The organism is Microbacterium sp. Soil_C_42, assembly GCF_057656735.1.
Map to the genome: position 1 here is coordinate 21,576 of NZ_JBDGJU010000025.1, position 22,274 is coordinate 43,849.

19 protein-coding genes are annotated in these 22,274 nt (G+C 70.4%); 12 read left to right on the top strand and 7 right to left on the bottom strand.

The window, feature by feature from the left end; all coding sequences use genetic code 11:
* Window positions 1–36: 36 nt before the first annotated feature.
* Window positions 37–699 carry a response regulator gene (locus tag AC3A46_RS14015; protein ID WP_487665739.1) on the bottom strand — a complete coding sequence of 221 codons (663 nt, stop codon included), beginning with the start codon at window positions 697–699 and terminating at the stop codon, window positions 37–39.
* A gap of 112 nt (window positions 700–811) precedes the next feature.
* Window positions 812–2,026 (bottom strand): sensor histidine kinase, encoded by a 1,215-nt coding sequence (locus tag AC3A46_RS14020; protein WP_487665740.1) that lies wholly within the window; start codon window positions 2,024–2,026, stop codon window positions 812–814.
* A 307-nt stretch (window positions 2,027–2,333) separates the two neighbouring features.
* On the opposite strand from AC3A46_RS14020, the gene AC3A46_RS14025 reads away from it, so the two are divergent.
* The 9 genes from AC3A46_RS14025 to AC3A46_RS14065 all read left to right on the top strand — a co-directional run bounded on the left by AC3A46_RS14025 (window position 2,334) and on the right by AC3A46_RS14065 (window position 12,432).
* Window positions 2,334–3,182 (top strand): nitrilase-related carbon-nitrogen hydrolase, encoded by an 849-nt coding sequence (locus AC3A46_RS14025; protein WP_159846994.1) that lies wholly within the window; start codon window positions 2,334–2,336, stop codon window positions 3,180–3,182.
* Between the two features lie 11 nt (window positions 3,183–3,193).
* On the top strand, window positions 3,194–4,636 hold the full coding sequence (gene hydA, locus AC3A46_RS14030) for a dihydropyrimidinase (protein WP_487665741.1): 1,443 nt from the start codon (window positions 3,194–3,196) through the stop codon (window positions 4,634–4,636).
* A 10-nt stretch (window positions 4,637–4,646) separates the two neighbouring features.
* Window positions 4,647–5,666, top strand: a complete 1,020-nt coding sequence (locus tag AC3A46_RS14035) for a TIGR03842 family LLM class F420-dependent oxidoreductase (protein WP_487665742.1) — start codon at window positions 4,647–4,649, stop codon at window positions 5,664–5,666.
* A gap of 10 nt (window positions 5,667–5,676) precedes the next feature.
* A complete protein-coding gene (locus AC3A46_RS14040; protein ID WP_487665743.1) occupies window positions 5,677–6,606 on the top strand; it encodes an ABC transporter permease in 930 nt (309 codons plus the stop codon).
* Window positions 6,603–7,394: an ABC transporter ATP-binding protein gene (locus tag AC3A46_RS14045; protein WP_487665744.1), complete on the top strand. Its 792-nt coding sequence runs from the start codon at window positions 6,603–6,605 to the stop codon at window positions 7,392–7,394. The genes AC3A46_RS14040 and AC3A46_RS14045 overlap by 4 nt, the downstream gene beginning before the upstream one ends.
* A complete protein-coding gene (locus AC3A46_RS14050; RefSeq protein ID WP_487665745.1) occupies window positions 7,391–8,236 on the top strand; it encodes an ABC transporter permease in 846 nt (281 codons plus the stop codon). The genes AC3A46_RS14045 and AC3A46_RS14050 overlap by 4 nt, the downstream gene beginning before the upstream one ends.
* A gap of 49 nt (window positions 8,237–8,285) precedes the next feature.
* A complete protein-coding gene (locus AC3A46_RS14055; protein WP_487665746.1) occupies window positions 8,286–9,464 on the top strand; it encodes an ABC transporter substrate-binding protein in 1,179 nt (392 codons plus the stop codon).
* A gap of 69 nt (window positions 9,465–9,533) precedes the next feature.
* Window positions 9,534–10,868 carry an aminotransferase class III-fold pyridoxal phosphate-dependent enzyme gene (locus AC3A46_RS14060; RefSeq protein ID WP_487665747.1) on the top strand — a complete coding sequence of 445 codons (1,335 nt, stop codon included), beginning with the start codon at window positions 9,534–9,536 and terminating at the stop codon, window positions 10,866–10,868.
* A gap of 46 nt (window positions 10,869–10,914) precedes the next feature.
* Window positions 10,915–12,432, top strand: a complete 1,518-nt coding sequence (locus AC3A46_RS14065; RefSeq protein WP_487665748.1) for a CoA-acylating methylmalonate-semialdehyde dehydrogenase — start codon at window positions 10,915–10,917, stop codon at window positions 12,430–12,432.
* A 96-nt stretch (window positions 12,433–12,528) separates the two neighbouring features.
* Here the strand turns inward: AC3A46_RS14065 and AC3A46_RS14070 are convergent, their stop codons facing one another.
* Window positions 12,529–13,506, bottom strand: a complete 978-nt coding sequence (locus AC3A46_RS14070; protein WP_487665749.1) for a diacylglycerol/lipid kinase family protein — start codon at window positions 13,504–13,506, stop codon at window positions 12,529–12,531.
* Window positions 13,507–13,574: 68 nt separating this feature from the next.
* Window positions 13,575–14,021 (bottom strand): Lrp/AsnC family transcriptional regulator, encoded by a 447-nt coding sequence (locus AC3A46_RS14075; RefSeq protein WP_056372411.1) that lies wholly within the window; start codon window positions 14,019–14,021, stop codon window positions 13,575–13,577.
* Between the two features lie 117 nt (window positions 14,022–14,138).
* Between AC3A46_RS14075 and AC3A46_RS14080 the strand changes: the two genes are divergently transcribed.
* The 3 genes from AC3A46_RS14080 (at window position 14,139) to AC3A46_RS14090 (ending at window position 17,613) form a co-directional block, all read left to right on the top strand.
* Window positions 14,139–15,560: a DUF6421 family protein gene (locus AC3A46_RS14080; protein ID WP_487665750.1), complete on the top strand. Its 1,422-nt coding sequence runs from the start codon at window positions 14,139–14,141 to the stop codon at window positions 15,558–15,560.
* 133 nt (window positions 15,561–15,693) lie between these two features.
* On the top strand, window positions 15,694–16,428 hold the full coding sequence (locus tag AC3A46_RS14085) for an SDR family NAD(P)-dependent oxidoreductase (RefSeq protein WP_487665751.1): 735 nt from the start codon (window positions 15,694–15,696) through the stop codon (window positions 16,426–16,428).
* Between the two features lie 114 nt (window positions 16,429–16,542).
* The gene (locus tag AC3A46_RS14090; RefSeq protein ID WP_487665752.1) at window positions 16,543–17,613 is read left to right on the top strand and encodes a threonine aldolase family protein; all 1,071 of its coding nucleotides are present in this window, start codon (window positions 16,543–16,545) and stop codon (window positions 17,611–17,613) included.
* 265 nt (window positions 17,614–17,878) lie between these two features.
* Here the strand turns inward: AC3A46_RS14090 and AC3A46_RS14095 are convergent, their stop codons facing one another.
* From AC3A46_RS14095 to AC3A46_RS14105, 3 genes are all read right to left on the bottom strand, one after another.
* The gene (locus AC3A46_RS14095) at window positions 17,879–19,426 is read right to left on the bottom strand and encodes a coiled-coil domain-containing protein (RefSeq protein WP_487665753.1); all 1,548 of its coding nucleotides are present in this window, start codon (window positions 19,424–19,426) and stop codon (window positions 17,879–17,881) included.
* A 212-nt stretch (window positions 19,427–19,638) separates the two neighbouring features.
* A complete protein-coding gene (locus AC3A46_RS14100; protein ID WP_487665754.1) occupies window positions 19,639–21,552 on the bottom strand; it encodes a M3 family metallopeptidase in 1,914 nt (637 codons plus the stop codon).
* A gap of 62 nt (window positions 21,553–21,614) precedes the next feature.
* Window positions 21,615–22,202, bottom strand: a complete 588-nt coding sequence (locus tag AC3A46_RS14105; protein ID WP_056372309.1) for an NUDIX hydrolase family protein — start codon at window positions 22,200–22,202, stop codon at window positions 21,615–21,617.
* Between the last annotated feature and the right edge of the window lie 72 nt (window positions 22,203–22,274).

Genomic DNA, 22,274 nt, shown 5'->3' on the forward strand with positions numbered 1-22,274 from the left:
GGATGACCTCACGCCGCCCTCGAGGGCCGCTGAGCGCTACACGAGGCCGTGCTCGAAGGCGAAGACGACGAGCTGCACGCGGTCGCGCAGGCCGAGCTTCGTGAGGATGCGGCTGATGTGGGTCTTCACCGTCGCCTCCGACAGGTACTCGCGCGCGGCGATCTCGGCGTTGGACAGCCCGCGCGCGGCGAGGGCGAAGATCTCGCGCTCGCGCTCCGTGAGGTCCGCGTAGGCAGGAGGGACCGGCCGGGGCGCCGCATCCGCGAATCTCTCGAACAGCTCGCGAGTGGCGGAAGCTGCGATCACGGCCGATCCCGCATGCACGGTGCGGATCGCCGCGAGGAGGAACTCGGGGTCGGCGTCCTTGAGGAGGAACCCGCTCGCCCCCTGGCGGATCGCGCGGGCGGCGGCCTCGTCGAGGTCGAACGTCGTCAGCATCACGATACGCGGAGGCTCGGGGTCGGTGAGCAGCTCGGCCGTGGCCGCGAGGCCGTCCATGACGGGCATGCGGATGTCCATGAGCACGACATCGGGACGCGACTGGCGCACCGCGTCGATCGCCTCGCGACCGTCGGATGCCTCGGCCACCACCTCGAGGTCGGGCTGCGAGTCGACGAGCATGCGGATGCCGGCGCGGAACAGCGACTGGTCGTCGACGAGAACCACTCTGATCACCGTTCGTCCTCCTGCGCACAGCATCGGATCCGCACCTGCGGACGGCGGGCACGGCACGCCGGGGGACGGATGCCGCGACCCGGCGTGTCGCCGAACACGTCCGCACCCGCGGATCCGCGGTCGTGGACGGGCGGGCTCAACCGGCACCCCCGATCGGAACGGACGCCACGACGGTGAAGGCGCCGCCTTCCTCGGCCGCGTCGAGCCGGCCGCCGGCGAGTTGCGCGCGCTCGCGCATGCCGATGATGCCGTGGCCCGACCGACCGGGCTGCGAACCCGGCGTGACGGGGTTGCGGACGTCGAGCTCGACACGGTCGGACAGCCACGACAGCCGCACGTCGACGGGGCCGCCGGGCGCGCCGTGCCGGAGCGTGTTGGTGAGCGCCTCCTGCAGGATGCGGTAGACCGCGAGCTGCACGGCCGCCGGGGGCTCGCCCGGCGGCGCAGGGTCGACGTCGACCCGCAGCCGCACCCCGGCGGTGCGCACCTGCGCGTACAGCTCCTCGAGATCGGCGATCGTGGGCTGCGGTCCGTCGCCCTGGCGGTGCCGCAGCTGCCCGAGCAGCAGCCGCACGTCGGCGAGGGCCGCGCGGGCCGTCGTCGAGATCGTCGCGAGCGCGTCGGTCGCGATCGCAGGATCGGGCAGCGTCCTCCTGTCGCCTTCGCCGGTTTGCGCAGCCGTGAGTGCATACCGCGCGCCGTCGGCCTGGGCGATCACCACCGCGAGCGAGTGCGCGACCACGTCGTGCATGTCGCGTGCGATGCGCACGCGCTCCTGCTCGGCGGCGGTCTCGGCCTCGGCACGCTGCTGCGCCTCGCGGTTCTCGCGCGCCCGCACCGCAGTGCGGACGAGGGCGCCGATCGTCCACGACAGCCCGAGCGCGAACGCGCCCGCGACGAGCACGACGAGCGCCAGCGGCAGTGTCTGCCACGACAGCCCGCCGCCGGCGAACGGCGGCCCGGCGAACAGGTACACCGTGATCACGAGCGCCCCGACGAGCGCCGAGGCGAAGCCCGCCCAGTAGACCACCCGCGATCCGTAGGCCGCGGTCGTGTAGAGCACGCCGAAGATCGCGAGGTCCGCGAAGCTCGGCGGGCGCCCGAGCCCCATCTGCACGAGCGCGCCGACCCAGGCGATGCCGAGGGCCAGCGCCGGTGACAGGCGGCGCAGCGCCAGCGCGCCGGTGAACAGCGCGGCGATGAGCAGTCCGGACACCGCGTCTGCGACCGGGCCCAGACTCGACCACGCGCCGGAGGCCACCAGGGCCTCGACCGGCCACGCGATCGCGAAGAAGCCGACCGCGATCACGACGTCGGTGACGATCTGGGACGTCTTCAGGCGGCGGAACACCGTCTCACGCTACGCGAGCGCCTCGGGCCGCGGCATCCGTCCCGCGCTGTATCCGCCGCGGGCGGGGATCATTCGAGGGATGTACGGACCGGATCTGCGGCATCCCGTTCCCTCGATTCATAAGGTCTGCCCACCCGACCATTGCGCCGCACCGGGCAAGGCTTTACTGTCGCGTCACAGGCCGAAACCGACGGGAAACGTCGGATCGACAGGATCGGGAAGCGGGGCTGCTCCATCGATCGGACCCGCCCGCCCCGCCCGAGGGACGGACGAACACGGCACCCGCCGGTTCATGAACGGAGAGACGATGACGACGGTACGCGCGGCGATTTCGCAGACCACCTGGACGGGCGACAAGGAGTCGATGCTCGACAAGCACGAAGGGTTCGCGCGGGACGCCGCGGCCCAGGGCGCGCAGGTGGTGTGCTTCCAGGAGCTGTTCTACGGTCCCTACTTCGGGATCACGCAGGACAAGAAGTACTACCGCTTCGCGGAGTCGTCGGAGGGGCCGATCGTGCAGCGCTTCGCCGCGATCGCGAAGGAGCTCGGGATCGTCACGGTGCTGCCGATCTACGAAGAGGCCGAGACCGGCGTGTACTACAACACGGCCGTGCTCGTCGACGCCGACGGCACGATCCTCGGCAAGTACCGCAAGCACCACCTGCCGCATCTCGACCGGTTCTGGGAGAAGTTCTACTTCCGGCCCGGCAACCTCGGCTACCCGGTGTTCGACACCGCCGTCGGCCGGATCGGCATGTACATCTGCTACGACCGCCACTTCCCCGAGGGATGGCGCGAACTGGGCCTGAACGACGCGCACATCGTCTTCAACCCGAACGCGACGAAGCCCGGTCTCTCGAACCGGCTGTGGGAGGTCGAAGGACCCGCCGCAGCCGTCGCGAACGGGTACTTCGTGCTGCAGCCGAACCGCGTGGGCCGTGAGGACAACGAGTACGGCGACCTCGCCGTCGACTTCTACGGCACGAGCCAGGTCATCGACCCGCGTGGCAACTTCGTCGGCGAGCGCGGCTCGGGCGAGCACGAGGAGCTCCTGGTGCGCGATCTCGACCTCGACATGGTGCGCGACATGCGCGACGACTGGCAGTTCTACCGCGACCGCCGGCCCGACTCCTACACGAAGATCGCGAAGCCGTAAGGAGGGCGGACATGACCACCACACTCATCAAGGGCGGCACCGTCGTCTCGGCGACCGGCCGGGGCGAAGCGGACGTGCTCATCGACGGCGAGACCATCGCAGCCGTGCTCGCGCCCGGCTCGCAGCTTCTCGGAACGGATGTCGCGGCATCCGTCGACACCGTCATCGACGCCACCGGCAAGTACGTGATCCCGGGCGGCATCGACGCGCACACGCACATGGAGCTGCCGTTCGGCGGCACCAACGCGTCCGACACGTTCGAGACCGGCACCCGCGCCGCGGCGTGGGGCGGCACGACGTCGATCATCGACTTCGCGGTGCAGCGCTACGGCGAGCGCGTGCAGGACGGCCTGGCCGCCTGGCACGAGAAGGCCGCGGGCAACTGCGCCATCGACTACGGCTTCCACCAGATCGTGGGCGGCGTCGACGACGACTCGCTCGCGGCGATGCGCGGCCTCGTCGACGAGGGCGTCTCGAGCTTCAAGCTCTTCATGGCCTACCCCGGTGTCTTCTACTCCGACGACGCCCAGGTGCTGAAGGCGATGCAGGTCTCGCAGGAGACCGGCCTGCTCACGATGATGCACGCGGAGAACGGGCCGGCGATCGACGTGCTGGCGGCGCAGCTCGCCGAGGCCGGCAAGAAGGCGCCGTACTACCACGGCATCGCCCGCGCCTGGCAGATGGAGGAGGAGGCCACGCACCGCGCGATCATGCTGGCGAACCTCACCGGCGCCCCGCTGTACGTCGTCCACGTGTCGGCGAAGCAAGCCGTGGATCAGCTCGCCTGGGCCCGCGACCAGGGCTGGAACGTGTTCGGCGAGACGTGTCCGCAGTACCTGTACCTGTCGCTCGAGGAGCAGCTGGGCGCGTTCAGCGAGGAGTGGGGGCAGTTCGAGGGCGCCAAATGGGTGTGCTCGACGCCGCTGCGCTCGCGCCAGGAGGGCCACCAGCACCACATGTGGCAGGCGCTGCGCACCAACGACATCCAGATGGTGTCGACCGACCACTGCCCGTTCTGCATGAAGGGCCAGAAGGAGCTCGGGCTCGACGACTTCCGCGCGATCCCGAACGGCATCGGCTCGGTCGAGCACCGGATGGATCTCATGTACCAGGGCGTCGTGACCGGCAAGATCACGCTCGAGCGGTGGGTGGAGCTCACCTCGACCACCCCGGCGCGCATGTTCGGCCTGTACGGGCGCAAGGGCGTCATCCAGCCCGGCGCCGACGGCGATGTCGTGGTCTACGACCCGAACGGCCACACCTCGATCGGCTTCGGCGAGGGTCGTACGCACCACATGAACATGGACCATTCCGCGTGGGAGGGCTACGAGATCGACGGGCACGTCGACACCGTCATCTCGCGCGGCAAGGTCGTCGTCGACGGCGGCGAGTACCTCGGCGCCAAGGGCGACGGCCGGTTCCTCAAGCGCGGCCTGTCGCAGTACCTGATCTGAGGAGCAGCCCATGGACTTCGGTGTCGTCCTCCAGACGAATCCGCCCGCCGCACGTACGGTGCAGCTCGCCCAGCTCGCCGAGGCGCACGGCTTCAGCCACGTGTGGACCTTCGACTCGCACCTGCTGTGGCAGGAGCCGTACGTCATCCACTCCGCGATCCTCGCCGAGACCAAGCGCGTCACGGTGGGGCCGTTCGTGACCAACCCCGCGACGAGGGACTGGACGGTCACGGCATCCGTCTTCGCCACGCTCAACGAGATGTACGGCAACCGCACGATCTGCGGCATCGGCCGCGGCGACTCGGCGGTGCGGGTGACCAACGGCAAGCCCACGACGATGGCCGAGCTGCGCGAGTCGATCCACGTGATCCGCGAGCTCGCCAACTCGCGGGCCGTGGAGCACAACGGCGCGACGCTGCAGTTCCCGTGGAGCCGGGGGTCCGAGCTCGACGTGTGGGTCGCCGCATACGGGCCGATGGCGCTGAAGCTCACCGGCGAGGTGGGCGACGGCTTCATCCTGCAGCTCGCGGACGTCGACATCGCCGCCTGGATGATCAAGACGGTGAAGGATGCCGCGGCCGCCGCCGGCCGCGACCCCGAGTCGCTGGCATTCTGCGTGGCGGCGCCGATGTACATCGGCGACGACTGGGAGCACATGCGCGAGCAGTGCCGCTGGTTCGGCGGCATGGTCGGCAACCACGTCGCCGACATCGTGGCGAAGTACGGCCATCACGGCGAGGCAGTGCCCCCAGCGCTCACCGACTACATCGAGCGACGTCAGGGCTACGACTACAACACCCACGGCAAGTCCGACAACGACCACGTCGACTTCGTCCCGGACGACATCGTGGACCGGTTCTGCATCCTCGGGACGGCGGCCGAGCACGTCGCCAAGCTCGAGCAGCTGCGCGAGCTCGGCGTGACCCAGTTCGCCGGGTACCTTCAGCACGACAACAAGGAGGAGACCCTCCGCGTCTACGGCGAGACGGTGATTCCGGCGCTGTCAGCCCACGTGACGGCGAAGAAGTGACGGCGGCCGCATGAGGCCGGTCGGGTGGTCGACACGTCGACAGGGCGAGCTGCGGGGATGGATCGCCGCAGGGTGGGGCGCGCTCGGGGTGCTCGCGGTGCTGGTGCTCTGGGAGCTGTACAAGTTCGCCGGTCCGAGCGAAGGATTCGTCGTCGGCGCGGTTCCGGGAGAGTCCGGCTCAGGCGTCATGCTCCTGCCCCGCACCCACGACCGCGCGATGCCGCACGTGTGGGACATGGTCGCACGGCTGTTCGCCCCGACCAGTGGCGGCGACACCCCGCCGCTGTGGGTCTCGGTCGCCGCTGCGGCGCTCGTGACTCTCGGGATCGCCGCCGTCGGGTGGCTGATCGGCGTCGCGGTGGGCGCGGTGCTGGGTCTCGTGATGCAGCGCTGGCGGCTGCTCGAGTGGGGGCTTCTCCCCTGGATCGTCGTGAGCCAGATCGTGCCGCTCATCGCCTTCGCACCCGTCGTCAACGCGATCGGCAACCAGATCGACCGCGGCGGCGGCACCTGGCCGCAGTGGCTGTCGGTGGCCGTCATCGCGTCGTACCTCGCGTTCTTCCCGGTCGCCATCGGCGTGCTGCGCGGACTCGCGTCACCCGACCGCATCCACCTCGACCTCATGAACAGCTACGCCGCCGGCTACTGGGCGACCCTGTTCCGCCTCCGCCTTCCCGCCGCGGTCCCCCACCTCCTCCCCGCGCTCCGGCTCGCGGCCGCCAACGCGGTGCTCGGCGCCGTCGTCGCGGAGGTGTCGATCGGCATGCGCGGAGGCATCGGCCGCATGCTCATCCAGCTCGCAGGTCAGGCCTCGTCGGACCCCGCGGCGCCGTGGGGTCCCACGTTCGGCTCGATCGCACTGGGACTCATCGCCGCCGGCTCCGTCGCCCTCATCGGCCTCGGACTCGCCAACTACCGCAGAGGAGAAGCGACCGCATGACGCAGCTCGCAGTCCATGCCGCCGGCGTCGGGAAGGTCTTCCCGACCCAGACCGGGGAGGTCGTCGCACTGACCGACGTCGAACTCGAGGTCTCGGCCGGAGAGTTCGTGTCGCTCATCGGGCCGTCCGGCTGCGGCAAGTCGACGCTGCTGCGCCTCATCGCCGACCTCGATCAGGCCACGAGCGGCACCCTCGAGATCTTCGGGAAGCCGGCCAAGCGCGCCCGCATCGACCAGGACTACGGCATCGCGTTCCAGCAGGCAGGGCTTCTCCCCTGGCGTACGGTCGGGGCGAACATCGGACTTCCCCTCGAACTCCACGGCGCCGGCAAAGCGGATCGTGCGGCGCGCATCGCGGAGCTCGCGGAGCTCGTCGGCCTCTCCGACTTCGTCGACCGCTACCCCGACCAGCTCTCCGGCGGCATGCAGCAGCGCGTCGCGATCGCGCGGGCTCTCGCCGCACGGCCGAAGCTGCTCCTCATGGACGAGCCGTTCGGCGCGCTCGACGAGATGACGCGCGAGCGCCTGCAGTCCGAGCTCACCCGCATCGCCGCGGAGACCTCCGCCGCAGTGGTGTTCGTGACGCACTCGATCCCCGAGGCGGTCTTCCTCTCCGACCGCGTCGTCGTGATGAGCCCGCGTCCCGGTCGCATCACCGACGTCATCGAGACGGGCCTCGGCGACGTGCGCGACGAGGCCCTGCGCGAATCCCCCGAGTTCTTCGACCGCGTCACCGCGGTCCGGGAGGCGCTCCACGGCACGCCCGTCACGAGGGCGAGCGAATCATGACCGAGACGGATGCGGCGACCACGATGCTCCCGGCTCCACGGGAGCCGTCCGGCAGGGCGCCACGGCCGATGCCCGCTGAGCGCGAGCTGCCCGGCTGGCTGAAGTGGACGGCGCCCATCGTGGTCGGCATCCTGATCCTCGCGATCTGGATTCTCTGGGTCGACGTTCTCGGCACCGCGCCGCGCATGCTGCCGAGTCCGATCGCGATCGCCGAGGAGTTCGTGAGGCGCTTCCCGATCATCCTCGACGACATGACGATCACGGCCACGAATGCGCTGATCGGCCTCGTCGTCGGCTCGCTCCTCGCGCTGCTCTTCGCCGGTCTCGCCGCGGCCGCCAAGCCCGTCGACGGCATGCTCGCTCCCCTCGTCTCGGCGCTGGCCGTCATCCCCATCGTGGCGGTCACGCCCATCCTGAACACGATGTTCGGCGCCTCCAGCCAGTTCGGACGGCAGGCGGTGGCCATGATCGCCGCGTTCATCCCGGTCTTCGTCAACGTCCTGCGGGGCCTTCGGCAGACCCGCCCCGTGCACCGTGACCTGCTCCGCGCGTCCGCCGCCTCCGGCTGGCAGACGTTCCGCGTGCTGACGCTTCCGACCGCGCTGCCCTACCTCATGACGGGCCTGCGCATCGCGAGCTCGCTCGCCGTCATCGCCGCGCTCGTGGCCGAGTACTTCGGCGGCCCCGCCGACGGCATCGGCACGGCCATCGCGACCTATGCGAAATCGGGCCGCGCCGCTCTCGCCTGGGCGTACGTGCTCGGCGGCATCATCATCGGCCTCGTGTTCTTCCTCGTCACCTCGCTCCTGGAGCGGCTGGCGACGAGGCGGACGTCGGCCTGACGAATCCTGAAACCGAGGAAAAGACAACGCACCACACGAAAGGAACGCAATGAGACACAGCATCATGCGCGGCCTGGCCGCGGCATCCGTGTTCACCGTCGCGGCACTCGCGCTCGCGGCGTGTGCCGGTTCCGGTGACTCCGGCGACGACGGAGGGGGCGGCGAGGACTTCGAGCCGCTCACGTCGATCAAGCTGCAGCTGCAGTGGCTGCCGCAGGCGCAGTTCGCGGGCTACTACATCGCGCAGGAGAAGGGCTATTTCGAGGAGGAGGGCTTCGACGAGGTGGAGATCATCCCGTCGGGCGGCGACATCGTGCCGCAGGACGCCCTCGTCGCGGGAGACGTCGACTTCGCGATCGCGTGGGTGCCGAAGGTGCTCGGCACACTCGAGGCCACCGGCGTCGAGCTCACCGACATCGCGCAGGTGTTCCAGAAGTCGGGGACGCTCCAGGTGTCGTGGAAGGGCGACGGCATCGAATCGGTCGCGGACTTCGAGGGCAAGCGGATCGGCTCATGGGGCTTCGGCAACGAGTGGGAGATCTTCGCGGCGATGGCCGCAGATGACCTCGACTCGACCACGGTGTCGATCACGACCCAGGACTTCTCGATGAACGCCCTCCTCGACCGGGACGTCGACGCCGCCCAGGCGATGACGTACAACGAGTGGGCGCAGATCCTCGAGGTCGTGAACCCGGCGACCGGCGAGCTGTACCAGCCGGAGGACTTCGACGTCATCTCGTACGAGGAGACCGAGGGCGCGATGCTGCAGGACGCCATCTGGGCCGACACGCAGCGCCTGGAGGACGACCCCGCCTACGCCGACGCCGCGGTGCGGTTCCTCAAGGCCATCACGAAGGGCTGGATCTTCGCGCGCGACAACCCGGAGGAGGCCGCCGACATCGTCTACACGATCGCGACGAGCCCCGGCGTCGACGCGTTCCCGGTCGGCCCGGTGCACCAGCAGTGGCAGATGAACGAGGTCAACAAGCTCATCTGGACCGGCGCCGACTTCGGTCTGGTCGACGAGGCCGCGTGGGACAAGACGGTCGCGGGCGCGCTGTCGGCCAAGAACCAGGACGACCTCGAGCTCATCACGACCGAACCCGCCGCCTCGGCGTACTCGAACGAGTACATCGAGAAGGCGCTGGCCGCACTGAAGGACGAGGGCGTCGAGGTCGCCGGCGAGTACACGCCGATCGACGTCACCCTCACCGAGGGCGGACAGTAGACACCACCACCGGCTGGGGCGTCGCGCGCAGGCGTGGCGCCCCAGCACCTCGACGAGGAGGATGAAGCGATGACCGAAGACCTCGACGCCCTCGCGAAGCAGCTCGACCGCGAGTACGTGTTCCACTCGTGGTCCGCGCAGGCGCGCCTGGACCTCCCCGTGATCGCGGGCGGCTCGGGCACCGTCGTGTGGGACCACGCCGGCAACCGCCTGCTCGACTTCTCGAGCCAGCTGGTCAACGTCAACATCGGGCATCAGCATCCTGCCGTCGTCGCCGCCATCCGCGAGCAGGCCGAGCGGCTCGCGACCATCGGCCCCGCCACGGCGAACCTGCATCGCGGGCAGGCGGCCGAGCGCATCCTCGACAAGGCGCCCGACGGGTTCGCCAAGGTCTTCTTCACCAACGGCGGCGCCGACGCCATCGAGAACGCCATCCGCATGGCGCGCCTGCACTGTGCGGCTCGAGGCGACGTGGGCCGCGAGACGGTGCTGTCGACGTATCGCTCGTACCACGGCAACACCGGCGCGGCGATCGTCGCGACGGGCGACTGGCGCCGGATGCCGAACCAGTTCGCCCGCGGACACGTGCACTTCTTCGGGCCGTTCCTCTATCGCACCGAGTTCTGGGCGACGACCCCCGAGGAGGAGTCCGAGCGGGCGCTGCAGCACCTGGAGCGCGTCATCCAGTCCGAGGGGCCGTCCACGATCGCGGCGCTGCTGCTCGAGTCGATCCCCGGCACGGCCGGCATCATGCTGCCGCCGCCCGGCTACCTCGCGGGCGTGCGGGCGCTCGCAGACAAGTACGGCATCGTCCTGATCCTCGACGAGGTGATGGCGGGCTTCGGTCGCACCGGCCGCTGGTTCGCATTCCAGGGCTACGACGTCGTGCCCGACCTCATCACCTTCGCGAAGGGCGTGAACTCCGGTTACGTCCCGGTGGGCGGCGTCATCATCTCGCCCGAGATCTCGGCGACGTTCGACGACCGGGTCTTCCCCGGCGGGCTCACGTACTCCGGTCATCCCCTGGCCGCGGCATCCATCATCGCCGCCATCGACGCGATGGAGGCGGAGGGGATCGTCGACAACGCCCGCCGCGTGGGCGAGGAGGCGATCGGACCCGGCCTCGCGGAGCTGGCAGAGAAGCACCCGCTCATCGGCGAGGTGCGGGGCGAGGGCGTGTTCTGGGCGCTCGACCTCGTCTCGGACCGCGAGACCCGCGAGCCGGTCGGCGCCGACGTGATCGGGCGCCTCAAGAAGGAGCTCACCTCGCGAGGCCTGCTGCCCTTCGCCGCCGAGAACCGCATCCACGTGGTGCCGCCCTGCGTGGTGACCGACGGGGAGGTGCAGGAGGCGATGTCGATCTACGATGAAGCCTTGACGAGCGTCGAAGGCGACCTCGCGTGACACGTGCACGCCCTCTCACGAGGAGGGCTTCCGAAGGAGGAACACGATGACTGACACCCTGCCGCGCACCGAGACGGCTGTTCTCGACCACTGGGTGAACGGGGCCCCCTGGACCGGGGCATCCGCGCGCACCGGCCAGGTGTTCAACCCCGCCCTCGGGACGGTCCAGAAGGAGGTGCGGTTCGCGTCGCGCGAAGACGTCGGAGAGGCGGTGGATGCCGCGTCCGCGGCGTGGCTGCAGTGGCGCGACGCGTCGATCGCCAAGCGCCAGGGCGTGCTCTTCGCATTCCGCGAGCTGCTCAACGCCCGCAAGGAGGAGCTCGCCGAGATCCTCACCGCCGAGCACGGCAAGGTGCTCTCCGACGCGCGCGGCGAGATCGCCCGCGGCATGGAGGTCGTCGAGTTCGCGTGCGGTCTCGGGCACCTGACCAAGGGCGCGTACTCCGAGAACGTCTCGACCGGCATCGACGTGTACACGCTGCGCCAGCCGCTGGGGGTGGTGGGCATCATCAGCCCGTTCAACTTCCCGGCCATGGTGCCGCTGTGGTTCTTCTCCATCGCGCTCGCCGCCGGCAACGCCGTGGTCTTGAAGCCGTCCGAGAAGGACCCGACCGCCGCGAACTGGCTCGCCGCCCTCCTCACCGAGGCGGGGCTTCCGGACGGCGTCTTCAACGTGGTGCACGGCGACAAGGAGGCGGTCGACGCGCTCCTCGAGCATCCCGACGTGCGGGCGATCTCCTTCGTCGGCTCGACGCCGATCGCCAAGTACGTCTACGAGACCGCGACCTCGCACGGCAAGCGCGTGCAGGCGCTCGGCGGCGCGAAGAACCACATGCTGGTGCTCCCGGACGCCGACCTCGATCTCGCCGCCGACGCCGCCGTGAACGCCGGCTTCGGCTCGGCCGGCGAGCGCTGCATGGCGATCTCGGTCGTGCTCGCGGTCGACACCGTCGCCGACGCGTTCGTCGCGAAGGTCGCCGAGCGCATGGCCGGCCTCAAGGTCGGCGACGGCACCCGCGGCTGCGACATGGGCCCGCTCATCACGCGCCAGCACCGAGACAAGGTCACGTCGTACCTCGACGTCGCCGGAGCCGACGGCGCATCGGTCGTGGTCGACGGGCGCGACGTCGAGATCGACGGCGACGAGAACGGCTTCTGGCTCGGACCGACCCTGATCGACAACGTGCCGACGACCTCGACGGTCTACACCGACGAGATCTTCGGACCGGTGCTGTCGGTCGTGCGCGTCGAGGGCTACGAGGAAGGCCTCGACATCATCAACTCGAGCCGCTACGGCAACGGCACGGCCATCTTCACGAACGACGGCGGCGCCGCCCGGCGCTTCCAGCGCGAGGCGACCGTCGGCATGATCGGCATCAACGTGCCGATCCCCGTCCCGGTGGCGTACCACTCGTTCGGCGGCTGGAAGGCCTCGCTGTTCGGTGACGCCAAGGCGTACGGCCCGCACGGCTTCGATTTCTTCACCGCCGAGAAGGCGATCACCTCGCGGTGGCTCGACCCCTCGCACGGCGGCATCAACCTGGGCTTCCCCCAGCACGACTGACCCCGCTCACCCGGGCAGTCCGCCGGAGTCCGTGAGCCGACAGCTGCGGGACGAGCCCCTGGGGTTCGCCCAGGGGCTCGTCCCGCGGCTGAGGTCTCACCGGGGGGACGAGGGATCACCCTGCGCGGCGGTCGGCGCGAACACCGTCACCGCCCGCGGCACCGCGACGCACCGGAGGGTGAAGCCGCCGCGAGCCCGCTCCTCGAGTTCGCCGTCGTGGACGAAGACGGACGGATGCCCCGGCTGGGGCCGCACGTGAAGCTCGAGCTCTCGCACCACGAGCCGCTCGATGTCGGCGTCGCGGGGGAACAGCCCGATCGCCCGCAGCACGGCCGCGGACCGCTTGCCGAACGCGAGCGAGGCGAAGGCGCGGACCTTGGATCCGCGCGCGTGGTGGATGCGCACATCCAGCACGGCGGCATCCGTCTCCTGCCGCTGCATCGTCGCGACACGGTCGGGATCGTTGCGGCCGACGCTCACGAACACCGACCAGACCCGGGCCCGCCTGCCGTCCCGGACGATCGTCAGCGGCTCGGCGCGACGCAGCGAGACCGCTGTGGCCACGGCACCGCCGATCCACTTGCCCAGGCTGCTGCGACGCTCGCGCTCCCCGATGAGTTCGGGGTACGCACCGATGGACACCACGTTGAGGACGGTCACCGGCTGGTCGGCGTCAGCCGTCGCCTCCACCACGCCGACCTCCACGTTCGAGCCCGACGCGAGAGCGTCGATGGCATCGTCGACGCTCTCGATGCCGAGTGCCCGCACGAAGTGGTTGAACGTGCCGCCGGGCATCGCCAGCAGCGGTCGATCGTGCTGTCGTGCGAGGTGCGCCATGCGCGACACCGAGCCGTCGCCGCCGTAGATCCCCAGCACGTCGGGTGCGGCATCCGTCTTCATCGCCGCGTCGACGACATCGGCGAGGTCCTCCCCGTCGGCGAGCTCGTGCAGCTGTGCGGCGGGCAGGCGCTCGGCGAACGTCGCGGCAGGATCCGACCGGATCACCGCCGTGCCGGATTGCGCGTTCCGCACGATGAGCACACCGTGCCCGTCGGAGCGTGTCCTGGGGTTCATGCGGCGAGCGTACCGACGCGGGATGGCCGAACCGAGGACTTGCGCCGCGGCACGCGATCTGCGCGGCGTCAAGCCGGGAGGATCGGCCGGTTCTCGTAGAACGTCTGCAGCACGACCGTCGTGCGGGTGTTGACCGACGCGGCGGCACGGATGTCGCGGATCAGCGACTCCAGATGGCGCGGCGACGCGACCCGCACGAGCAGGATGTAGCTCGCGTCGCCCGCGATCGAATGGCACGCCTCGATCTCGGTGAGGTGCTCGAGCAGCTCGGGCGCGTTGTCGGGCTGGGCGGGGTCGAGCGGTGTGATCTCCACGAAGGCCGCGAGCGGCTTTCCGACGGCCTCGGCGTCGACGAGCGTGCGGTAGCCGGTGATGACGCCGCGACTCTCGAGGCGGCGCAGTCGCGCCTGCACGGCGGACACCGACAGCCCGACGGCTGCGGACAGGTCGGCGAGGGTGGCGCGGGCGTCCTGGGACACCTCGCGCACGATGGCGGCATCGATCGCGTCATCCAGCACAGGCACGACTCGACTCTAGCCGCGCAAACAGGAAACTTTCCTGTCGAATCCCGAAACTGGGGGAACTTCTCTAGAATCAAGAGCGAAACCGCACTCGAAGATCGGAGGTTCACCATGTCCAGCAGCGCCCTTCACACGTCGAAGGCGATCGTCGGCGAACCCGAGGTCGTCGAGGACGCCCGCACGGCCGAGACGAGCGACGCCTGGCTGCGCCTCAAGGCCGCGGCGACGGCGATCCAGAGCCTCCAGGTGCAGGACGGATCGATTCCGGATGCCGCGGCCCACGCCGAGGCCCGCACTCTGGTCGCCGAGATCACCGCCGGCATCCGCGCCCTCTCCCCCGCTTTCCCGCACGACGCCGAGTACCTCTCCGCGTCGGTGCGCGACTTCGAGCGCTGGATGGACCAGGGGTTCGGCGTCCCCGACTTCCTCGACTCGCTCGAAGCCTTCCAGCCGCAGCAGCAGCGGGCCGACGGCATCCGTCATCTCGTCGTGTTCCCGATGTACACGCAGAACGGCTCGAGCGACCGCCACGTCGAGGCCGTGCTCGTCGAGGTGATCTGGCCGGAGTTCATCGCGCAGCTCGAGGCCGGCGACTACGGCAACAAGCTGTTCGTGTCGCTGCGGTTCGTCGACTTCACGCCCGGGTACGACACGAACTCTGCGGTGCTGTTCCCCGAGACCGTCGCGATGCGCGAGATCCCGACGTTCACGTGGGGCGCGATCTTCCAGGACCGCGAAGCCGCGCGCTATCGCCACGTCGTCCGTGCCGCCGCCGACATCACGAAGCTCGACCTCCCCGCCGACGCCGCGCGCATGCTCGACGACCAGGAGCTGACCGAGAAGACGTTCGTGATGTGGGACATCATCCACGACCGCACGCACATGCGCGGGGATCTGCCGTTCGATCCGTTCATGATCAAGCAGCGCATGCCGTACTTCCTGTACTCGCTCGAAGAGCTGCGGTGCGACCTCACCGCGTTCCGCGAGTGCGTCGCGATCGAGAAGCGGCTGTCGGCGCAGGAGTCGCTCACCGCGGCCGAAACCGAGATGCTCGAGCATGCGAAGCTCGTGCAGTACGCGGTGATCTTCGACCGCATCTTCCGCTTCTCGATCACGGGCTCGCGCGTGCGCAACTACGACGGGCTCGGCGGCCAGCTGCTGTTCGCGTGGCTGCACCAGCGCGACGTGCTGCACTGGACCGACACCGCGCTCGCCTTCGACTGGGACGACGTGCCCGCGGCCGTGATCGGGCTCAGCGACGCGATCGACGAGCTGTACTGGCGCTCGATCGACCGGCCGAAGACCGCGCACTGGCTCGCGGCGTACGATCTCGTGCGCTCCACGCTGACGCCCAACCCCGCGTCGCGGTGGGCGCGGGGCCTGCCCGATGAGATCCTCGCCGGCGCCCCGAAGGGCTACACCGACGCGGTCCTGGACGACGAGTTCCCGCTGTCGATGTTCTTCGAGGCGCTCGACAGGAAGATGAAGCCGGTGATCGAGTCCACCGCCGGGATCACGGGGCGCGATTCCTGACGCACGACCCGCTGTTCTCGGCGAGATCACGTGATCTCGCCGAGAACACACGCGGGGTGCGCGCACAACGTGTGCGTTCGGCGAGATCATGTGAAGTCGACGGAAACGCACGCCAACGAAGGAAGGGTCGAGCATGAGCGTCTCAGGCAGGCTCGTGATCATCGCCGGCGCGACCAGCGCGTCGGGCCACACGGCTGCGCGCGTGCTCCGCGACGCGGGAGCGCGCGTGGTCGCCGTCGGGCGCGACGCCGGCCGGCTGCGCGATCTCCTCGATTCGCTCGAGACGGTCCCCACGTCCTCGGGGCGCGGGGCGCACGCTTCCCCCCTCGCCGCCGCCGTGGCCGGCAGCGTGCGCACCGAAGTCTGCGACCTGGGCGATGAGACCGCGGTCGCGGCGCTCGCCGAGCGCATCCACGCGACGGACGGCCCCGTCGACGGCGTGCTGCACCTCGTCGGAGGCTGGCGCGGCGGAGGCGGGCTCGCGGCCCAGACCGACGCCGACTTCCGCTTCCTGGAGGGCTCCCTCACGGCGCTGCGCCACGTGAGCCGTGCGTTCGACGCCGATCTGCGGGCCTCCGCGGCGGGCCGGCTCGCGGTGGTGTCGTCCACGGCGGTGGCGCGCCCGCTCGCCGGCGGCGCGAACTATGCCGCGGTGAAGGCCGCGACCGAGGCGTGGGCGCGCGCCGTCGCGCAGGGCTTCGCGAAAGACGCAAGGGATTCCGGCAAGCCGGTGGCCGCAGCATCCGTCATCTTCCGCGTGAAGAGCCTCGGCGGACTCGAAGAGGCGCTCGCGCACCGGTTCGCCGACCTCTGGCTGGCCGATGCCGCCGACGTCAACGACACCATCGTCGAGCTCGGCGGTGCATAACTCCGGCAATTCGCGGTCGCACAGCGGCCTCGGCGCCGGAATCCCGAGGGCGGCAGCCGGTCGACGCCTCCCGCAGCCTGAGTCATGCGCCGCCGCGAACTAGATTGGACACCCGTGACCACGATCCACGACCCGAACCTGCGCGGCTTCGCCAGCGACAACTACTCCGGCATCCACCCCGAGGTGCTCGCGGCGATCGCTGCCGCGAACGACGGCCACCAGGTCGCGTATGGCGACGACGTCTACACCGAGCGTCTGCAGCAGGTGATGGCCCGCCACTTCGGCGAAGGCGTCGAGGCGTACCCGGTGTTCAACGGCACCGGTGCGAACGTCGTCGGGCTGCAGTCCATGCTCCCCCGCTGGGGCGCGGTGGTCTCGGCTGGGACGGCGCACATCAACGTCGACGAGGGCGGCGCCCCCGAGCGCGTGGCCGGCATCAAGCTGCTGACCGTTCCGACCGACGACGGCAAGCTCACCCCTGAGCTCATCGACCGGGAGGCGTGGGGCTGGGGCGACGAGCACCGTGCGCAGCCGCTCGTGGTGTCGATCACGCAGTCGACCGAGCTCGGCACGCTGTACACGATCGACGAGATCACCGCGATCGCGGACCACGCGCACAGCCTCGGCATGCACGTGCATATGGACGGCTCGCGCATCTCGAACGCGGCGGCATCCCTCGACGTGCCGTTCCGCGCGTTCACGCGCGACGCGGGCGTCGACGTGCTGAGCTTCGGCGGCACCAAGAACGGCGCGATGCTCGGCGAGGCCGTGGTCGTGCTCAACCCGGAGGCGTCGACGGGGCTGAAGTTCCTCCGCAAGCTCGACATGCAGCTCGCGTCGAAGATGCGCTTCGTGTCGGCGCAGCTGCTCGCTCTTCTCGAGGGCGACCTGTGGCACCGCAACGCCTCGCACTCCAACGCCATGGCCCAGCGCCTGCGCGCCGGCATCGAGGCGGGGCTCGCCGACGGCTCGATCTCGGGCATCGAGTTCACGCAGCCGACCCAGGCGAACGGCGTCTTCGCGACCCTGCCCGACGGTGTGGCGGAGCGCCTGCGCGCCCACTTCCGCTTCTACGACTGGGATGCCGCGAAGAACGAGGTGCGCTGGATGTGCAGCTTCGACACGTCCGAGAACGACATCGACGCCTTCCTCGCCGCGATCGCCCGCGAGACCTCGGCCGCCTGACCCCGGGCGCCGTCGCCGCTCAACAGGTCAACCGGGCTTCTGCAGGAGCATGCGCCGTAGCGCGCTCCTGCAGAACCGCGGTTGACCTGTTGAAGCGGTGGGACGGATGCCGCGCACCCGGGCGTCCTCGGTCGCCTCAGCGAGCGAGGAACGCGGTTGAGCGAGCTTGCGCGACGAGACGCAGAGACGAAACGCGCCTGACCTTCCCAGGGTCGGGCGCGTTTCGTGTTCGGGCGCGGAGCGCACTCCGCTCAAACACCGGGGGTCAGTCCTCGTGGTGCTCGCCCTCCGGCTGCTCGCCGGCCTGGGCCTCACCGGCCTCGGCATCGACGTCCGCGGCAGCGGCGGCATCCGTGTCGTCCGTCGCGACGTCGTCGGTCCTGCCGGCGTCTTCGGCTGACGTGAGGGGGGTCTCGGGGCGGATGAGCTCCTTGACCTCCGCCATGAAGCTCATGAGCTGGTGCTGCTGCCAGCGCAGCTGACGGGTGCGGTCCTCGGCATCGCGGAGCACGGACTGCGAGTGGGTCGTCACGAGGTCGATGATCCGCTCGGCCTTCACGTGGGCGCGGTCGAGGTGCTCGCGGGCGCGCAGCTGCGCGTCGGCCTCGATCTGCTGCGACTGGGCCCGCATGAGGCGCTCGAAGTCCTCGGCCTTCACCGACACGCGCTGGGCGTGCTCGAGCGATGCGGTGACCTGCTCGTTGGCGTCCTGCGTGATGCGCTCGGCGTGGGCGACCGCCTGGTTGTGCAGCACGAGGAACTCCTGGTGAGCGTCGTCCTGGCGGCGGGTGAGGGATGCCTCGAACTCCAGGGCGCGCAGACGCAGCTCGCGCACCGTCTCCTCGGCCTCTGCGCGGTCGCGGGCGGTCTCTCGGGCCACGGTCGAGCGCAGCACGGCCGCGCCCTTCTCGGCCTCGCTGCGGATGGCGGCGGCCTCGCGCTCGGCCTGCGACACCTTCTCGGCCGCGTGTGCGGCTTCGCGCTCGAGGCGCGCCTCGTGCGCGGTGAGCTCGGTGTCGATCTTCAGCCGGATCTGCTGGGCGTCGTGCTGCGCCTGAGAGACGATGCCATCGGCCTCGGCCTGCGCGGTTGCCCGGCGGTTCGCGATCTCTTCGCGCGCGGCCTCGAGCAGGCGGTCGCCCTGGATCGTGGCGTTGCGGATGAGCAGGCTCGCCTGATCCTCGGCGACGCGCAGCACCTCTTCGAACTGCTGGCGGTTGGGTGACTCCGTGGTCGCCCCGACGAGCTCGTCGCTCAGGGCCTGCACGCGCTGCTCGGCGTCGGCGATCTTCGCGTTCGCGAGTTCGAGCTCGCCCTGCATCCGCTGGACCGCGTCACCCTCTTCCTCACGGGCGGCCGATGCCTCGGCCGCGACGCGCTCGAGGTCGGCCTGACGCGTCTGCTCGGCTTCGGCGAGAGCCGCTTCGAGACGCTCGATCTCTTCCTGCCGAGCGACGAGGGTGGCGTCGATCTCGGCCTGATGTGCGGCGATCGCCGCATCGATCTCGGCTTGGCGGCTCTCGTTCGCCGCCTGGAGCTCGGCCTCGAGCCGCTCGGCCTTGGCACGGCTCTGCGCCACGGCGGCACCGGCGCGGCGCTGGTGCTGCTTGAGCTGCGCGACCTCGTCGCTGGCGGCGCGCACGCGCGCGTCGAGCCCGGCGATGGCGGCGTCGACCTCTTCCTTGTCGTATCCGCGGAAGGTCGTCGTGAAGCCGGATCCGAACGCGGTGGTCGCCGTGTCGCTGATGAGGTTGTCGAACGGGGTCGGGTCGTCCTGACCCGTGTGTGCGGCGCTCTGGGCATGGTCGGACATCGGTCTCCGCTTTCTGTGGCGAGGGTGGTGCCGCTTCGGCGCGTGCTCGCGGCGGAGGCATGCGGTACCGTGCCCGCCGCGCCGGCGACGGATCGCCGCGCGCGCGGGCAGCGGTGGCCGCACCGTCCTCGACGACACCGGGGGGTGTGTCGCGGGTGACTGCGCTTCGGGGGTAGGTGAACCCTACATCGCCCCGATATGCGCGAGAAGCGTCATTCGCCGGCGAGCCACTCGCGGTAGGCGTCGAACGACGACGGGCGCCCCAGGAACGCCTCGACGAGGTCCCGCGCGTCTCGCGATCCACCCCGTTCCAGCACCTCCGTGCGGTAGCGATGCGCGGCTTCCGGGTCCATCAGTCCCGCCCCGAAACCGCTCAGCAGGTCGCGCGCGATCACCAGGCTCCACTGGTACGTGTAGTAGCAGGCGCCGTACCCCGTGAGGTGCCCGAATCCGGCATACGAGTGCAGTCCACGCAGCGGCTGGACGGGACTGGATGCCGCGTACAGCCGCTCCGTCTCAGCCTGCAGGTCGGCGGGCCGGTCGACGTGCAGGTGGTACGACACGTTGGCATGGCCCAGCTGGCGGCGCACCTCGAGTGCGCGGCCGAACGCGTCGGCGGTGCGCATGCGCTCGACGAGATCGGCCGGGATCGGCTCGCCGTCGGGGTTCGCGCTGAACGAGGCCAGGACCTCGGCGTCCCATGCCCACTCCTCGAGGAGCTGGCTCGGCGCCTCGACGAAGTCCCACTCGGTCGCGACACCGCTGAAGCGGGCGAAGCGCTGCCGGCCGCCCAGGATGTCGTGCACGAGGTGCCCGAACTCGTGGAAGAACGTCACGACCTCGTCGTGCTCGAGCAGTCCACGGGAGAAGTTGCACAGCAGCGCCGCCTCGGGGAGCACGCGTCCGGAGACGCCCGGCGCGAGGGGGAAGCACGCGGCGTGGCTGAACTTGCCCTCGCGCGGGTGCAGGTCGAGGTGGATGCGCCCGAGGCGGTCGGCGCCGCGCACCACATCGAACGACTGCACGTCGCTGTGCCACGCCGGCACGTCCACGGGCACGTACTCGACATCGAGCAGGCGTCCGGTGACGTCCAGCACGCCCGCGACGACGCGCTCGAACGGGAAGTACGAGCGCACGAGCTGTGCGTCGACGTCGTACTGCTCGCGCTTGATCGCCCCGAGCAGGTACCAGAAGTCGGCGATCGACACGACGTCGGCGTCGGGGATGTCACGGCGCAGGCGTTCGAGCAGGATCGGGTACTCGGCATCCGTCGCCGCCCGTGATGCGTCGTCGAGCCGCGAGAGGAATGCCGGGATCTCCGCCCCGGACCCGATCATGCGGGTCTCGGTCTCGTATTCGGCCCAGTCCGGGTACCCGAGCAGACGGGCGCGCTCGGCGCGCACGTCGAGCAGCTCGGCGAGGATCGCGTCGTTCTCGGGCCACGCGAGGTCGTTGTAGGCGCTCACCAGCGCGACGCGGGTCGCGCGGTCGTGCGCATAGTCGCGGACCGGCATGAGGTCGGGGTAGTCGGTCGACAGTGTCACGCGTCCCTGCGCGTCGGCGGGGTGGGCGTCGAGGAAGTCCTGCGGCATTCCGGCGAGGCCCTCGGCCGCAACGGTGATCTCGCGGCGCCCGTCGCGGATGTTGCGCGAGAACGCCAGCGACAGCTCGGTGTCGCGGTCGGCCAGCCGCCGGGCACGCTCGCGGTCCGCCTCGTCCCGTTCGACGCCACCGCGACGGAAGTCGCGCAGCAGGTGCGTGAGCAGTCGCGCCTGGTCTTCGTCGAGGCCGTCGGCCGAGGCATCCGCGAACGAATTCCACAGATCGCGGTTCAACAGGCGCGCCGCCGACAGCGACTCGACCGCCTGCACCTGCGACTCCGCGATCTCGCGCACCTCGGCGTCGGGATGCGCCTCGCTCACGACATAGGCCTCGCTGAGCGCCTCGGCGAGGGCGATGTCGGCGTCGTTCCAGAGCTCGAGGCGCGCCGCCGTCGTCAGCTCCGCATCGGAGGCCAGGCGCGCGTCGATCTCGTGCACGCGGGCGATGCGCTCGGCAGGACGCTCGGTCGCGAAGGCCGCCCAGCCGGCGGCGTCGGACGGGAAGGGCAGGGGTGCGAGAGTCACCCTGCGAGCCTATGCGCGGGCGGCGACACGGCGCGAGGGCGGGATCCGCGCGGGCGCGAGGGTCAGCGCAGGGCGCCCACGCTCGCGAGCGCCATGCGCACGAGGGTGCCGCGTCCGCCTTCCATCTCGGCGGAGAGGGCATCGGATGCCGCTTCCTCCGGTGTCAGCCAAGTCACCTCGAGCGCGTCCTGACGCGGCTCGCACGTGCCGGTGACGGGGACGACGAACGCGAGCGACACCGCGTGCTGCCGGTCGTCGTGATAGGCGCTGACGCCCGGGAGCGGGAAGTACTCGGCGACGGTGAAGGGCGTCGGCTGCGGTGGCAGCATCGGGAAGGCCATCGGCCCCAGGTCGTTCTCGAGGTGCCGGAACAGCGCGTCGCGGACGGTCTCGCCGTACCGCACACGACCCGACACGATGGTGCGCGAGATCTCCCCGATGGGGGTCGCCCGCAGCAGGATGCCGACCTGCGTGACCTGACCCATGCCGTCGGTGCGCACCGGAACGCCCTCGACGTAGAGCATGGGCAGCCGGCGACGAGCCTCTTCGAGCTCGATGTCGCTCAGCCACGCGGGGTTCGAGACATTGCCGGCCGGAGGGCCGAACGGCTCGTCGCCCGCAGGTTCGGGGTCGGGAGTGCGCACGGACATGCCTCTTGTATACCCCGCGCGACCCACCCGCGACGAGGACCGCACCCGTTCGGGCCTCGGCCGTGTCGGCGC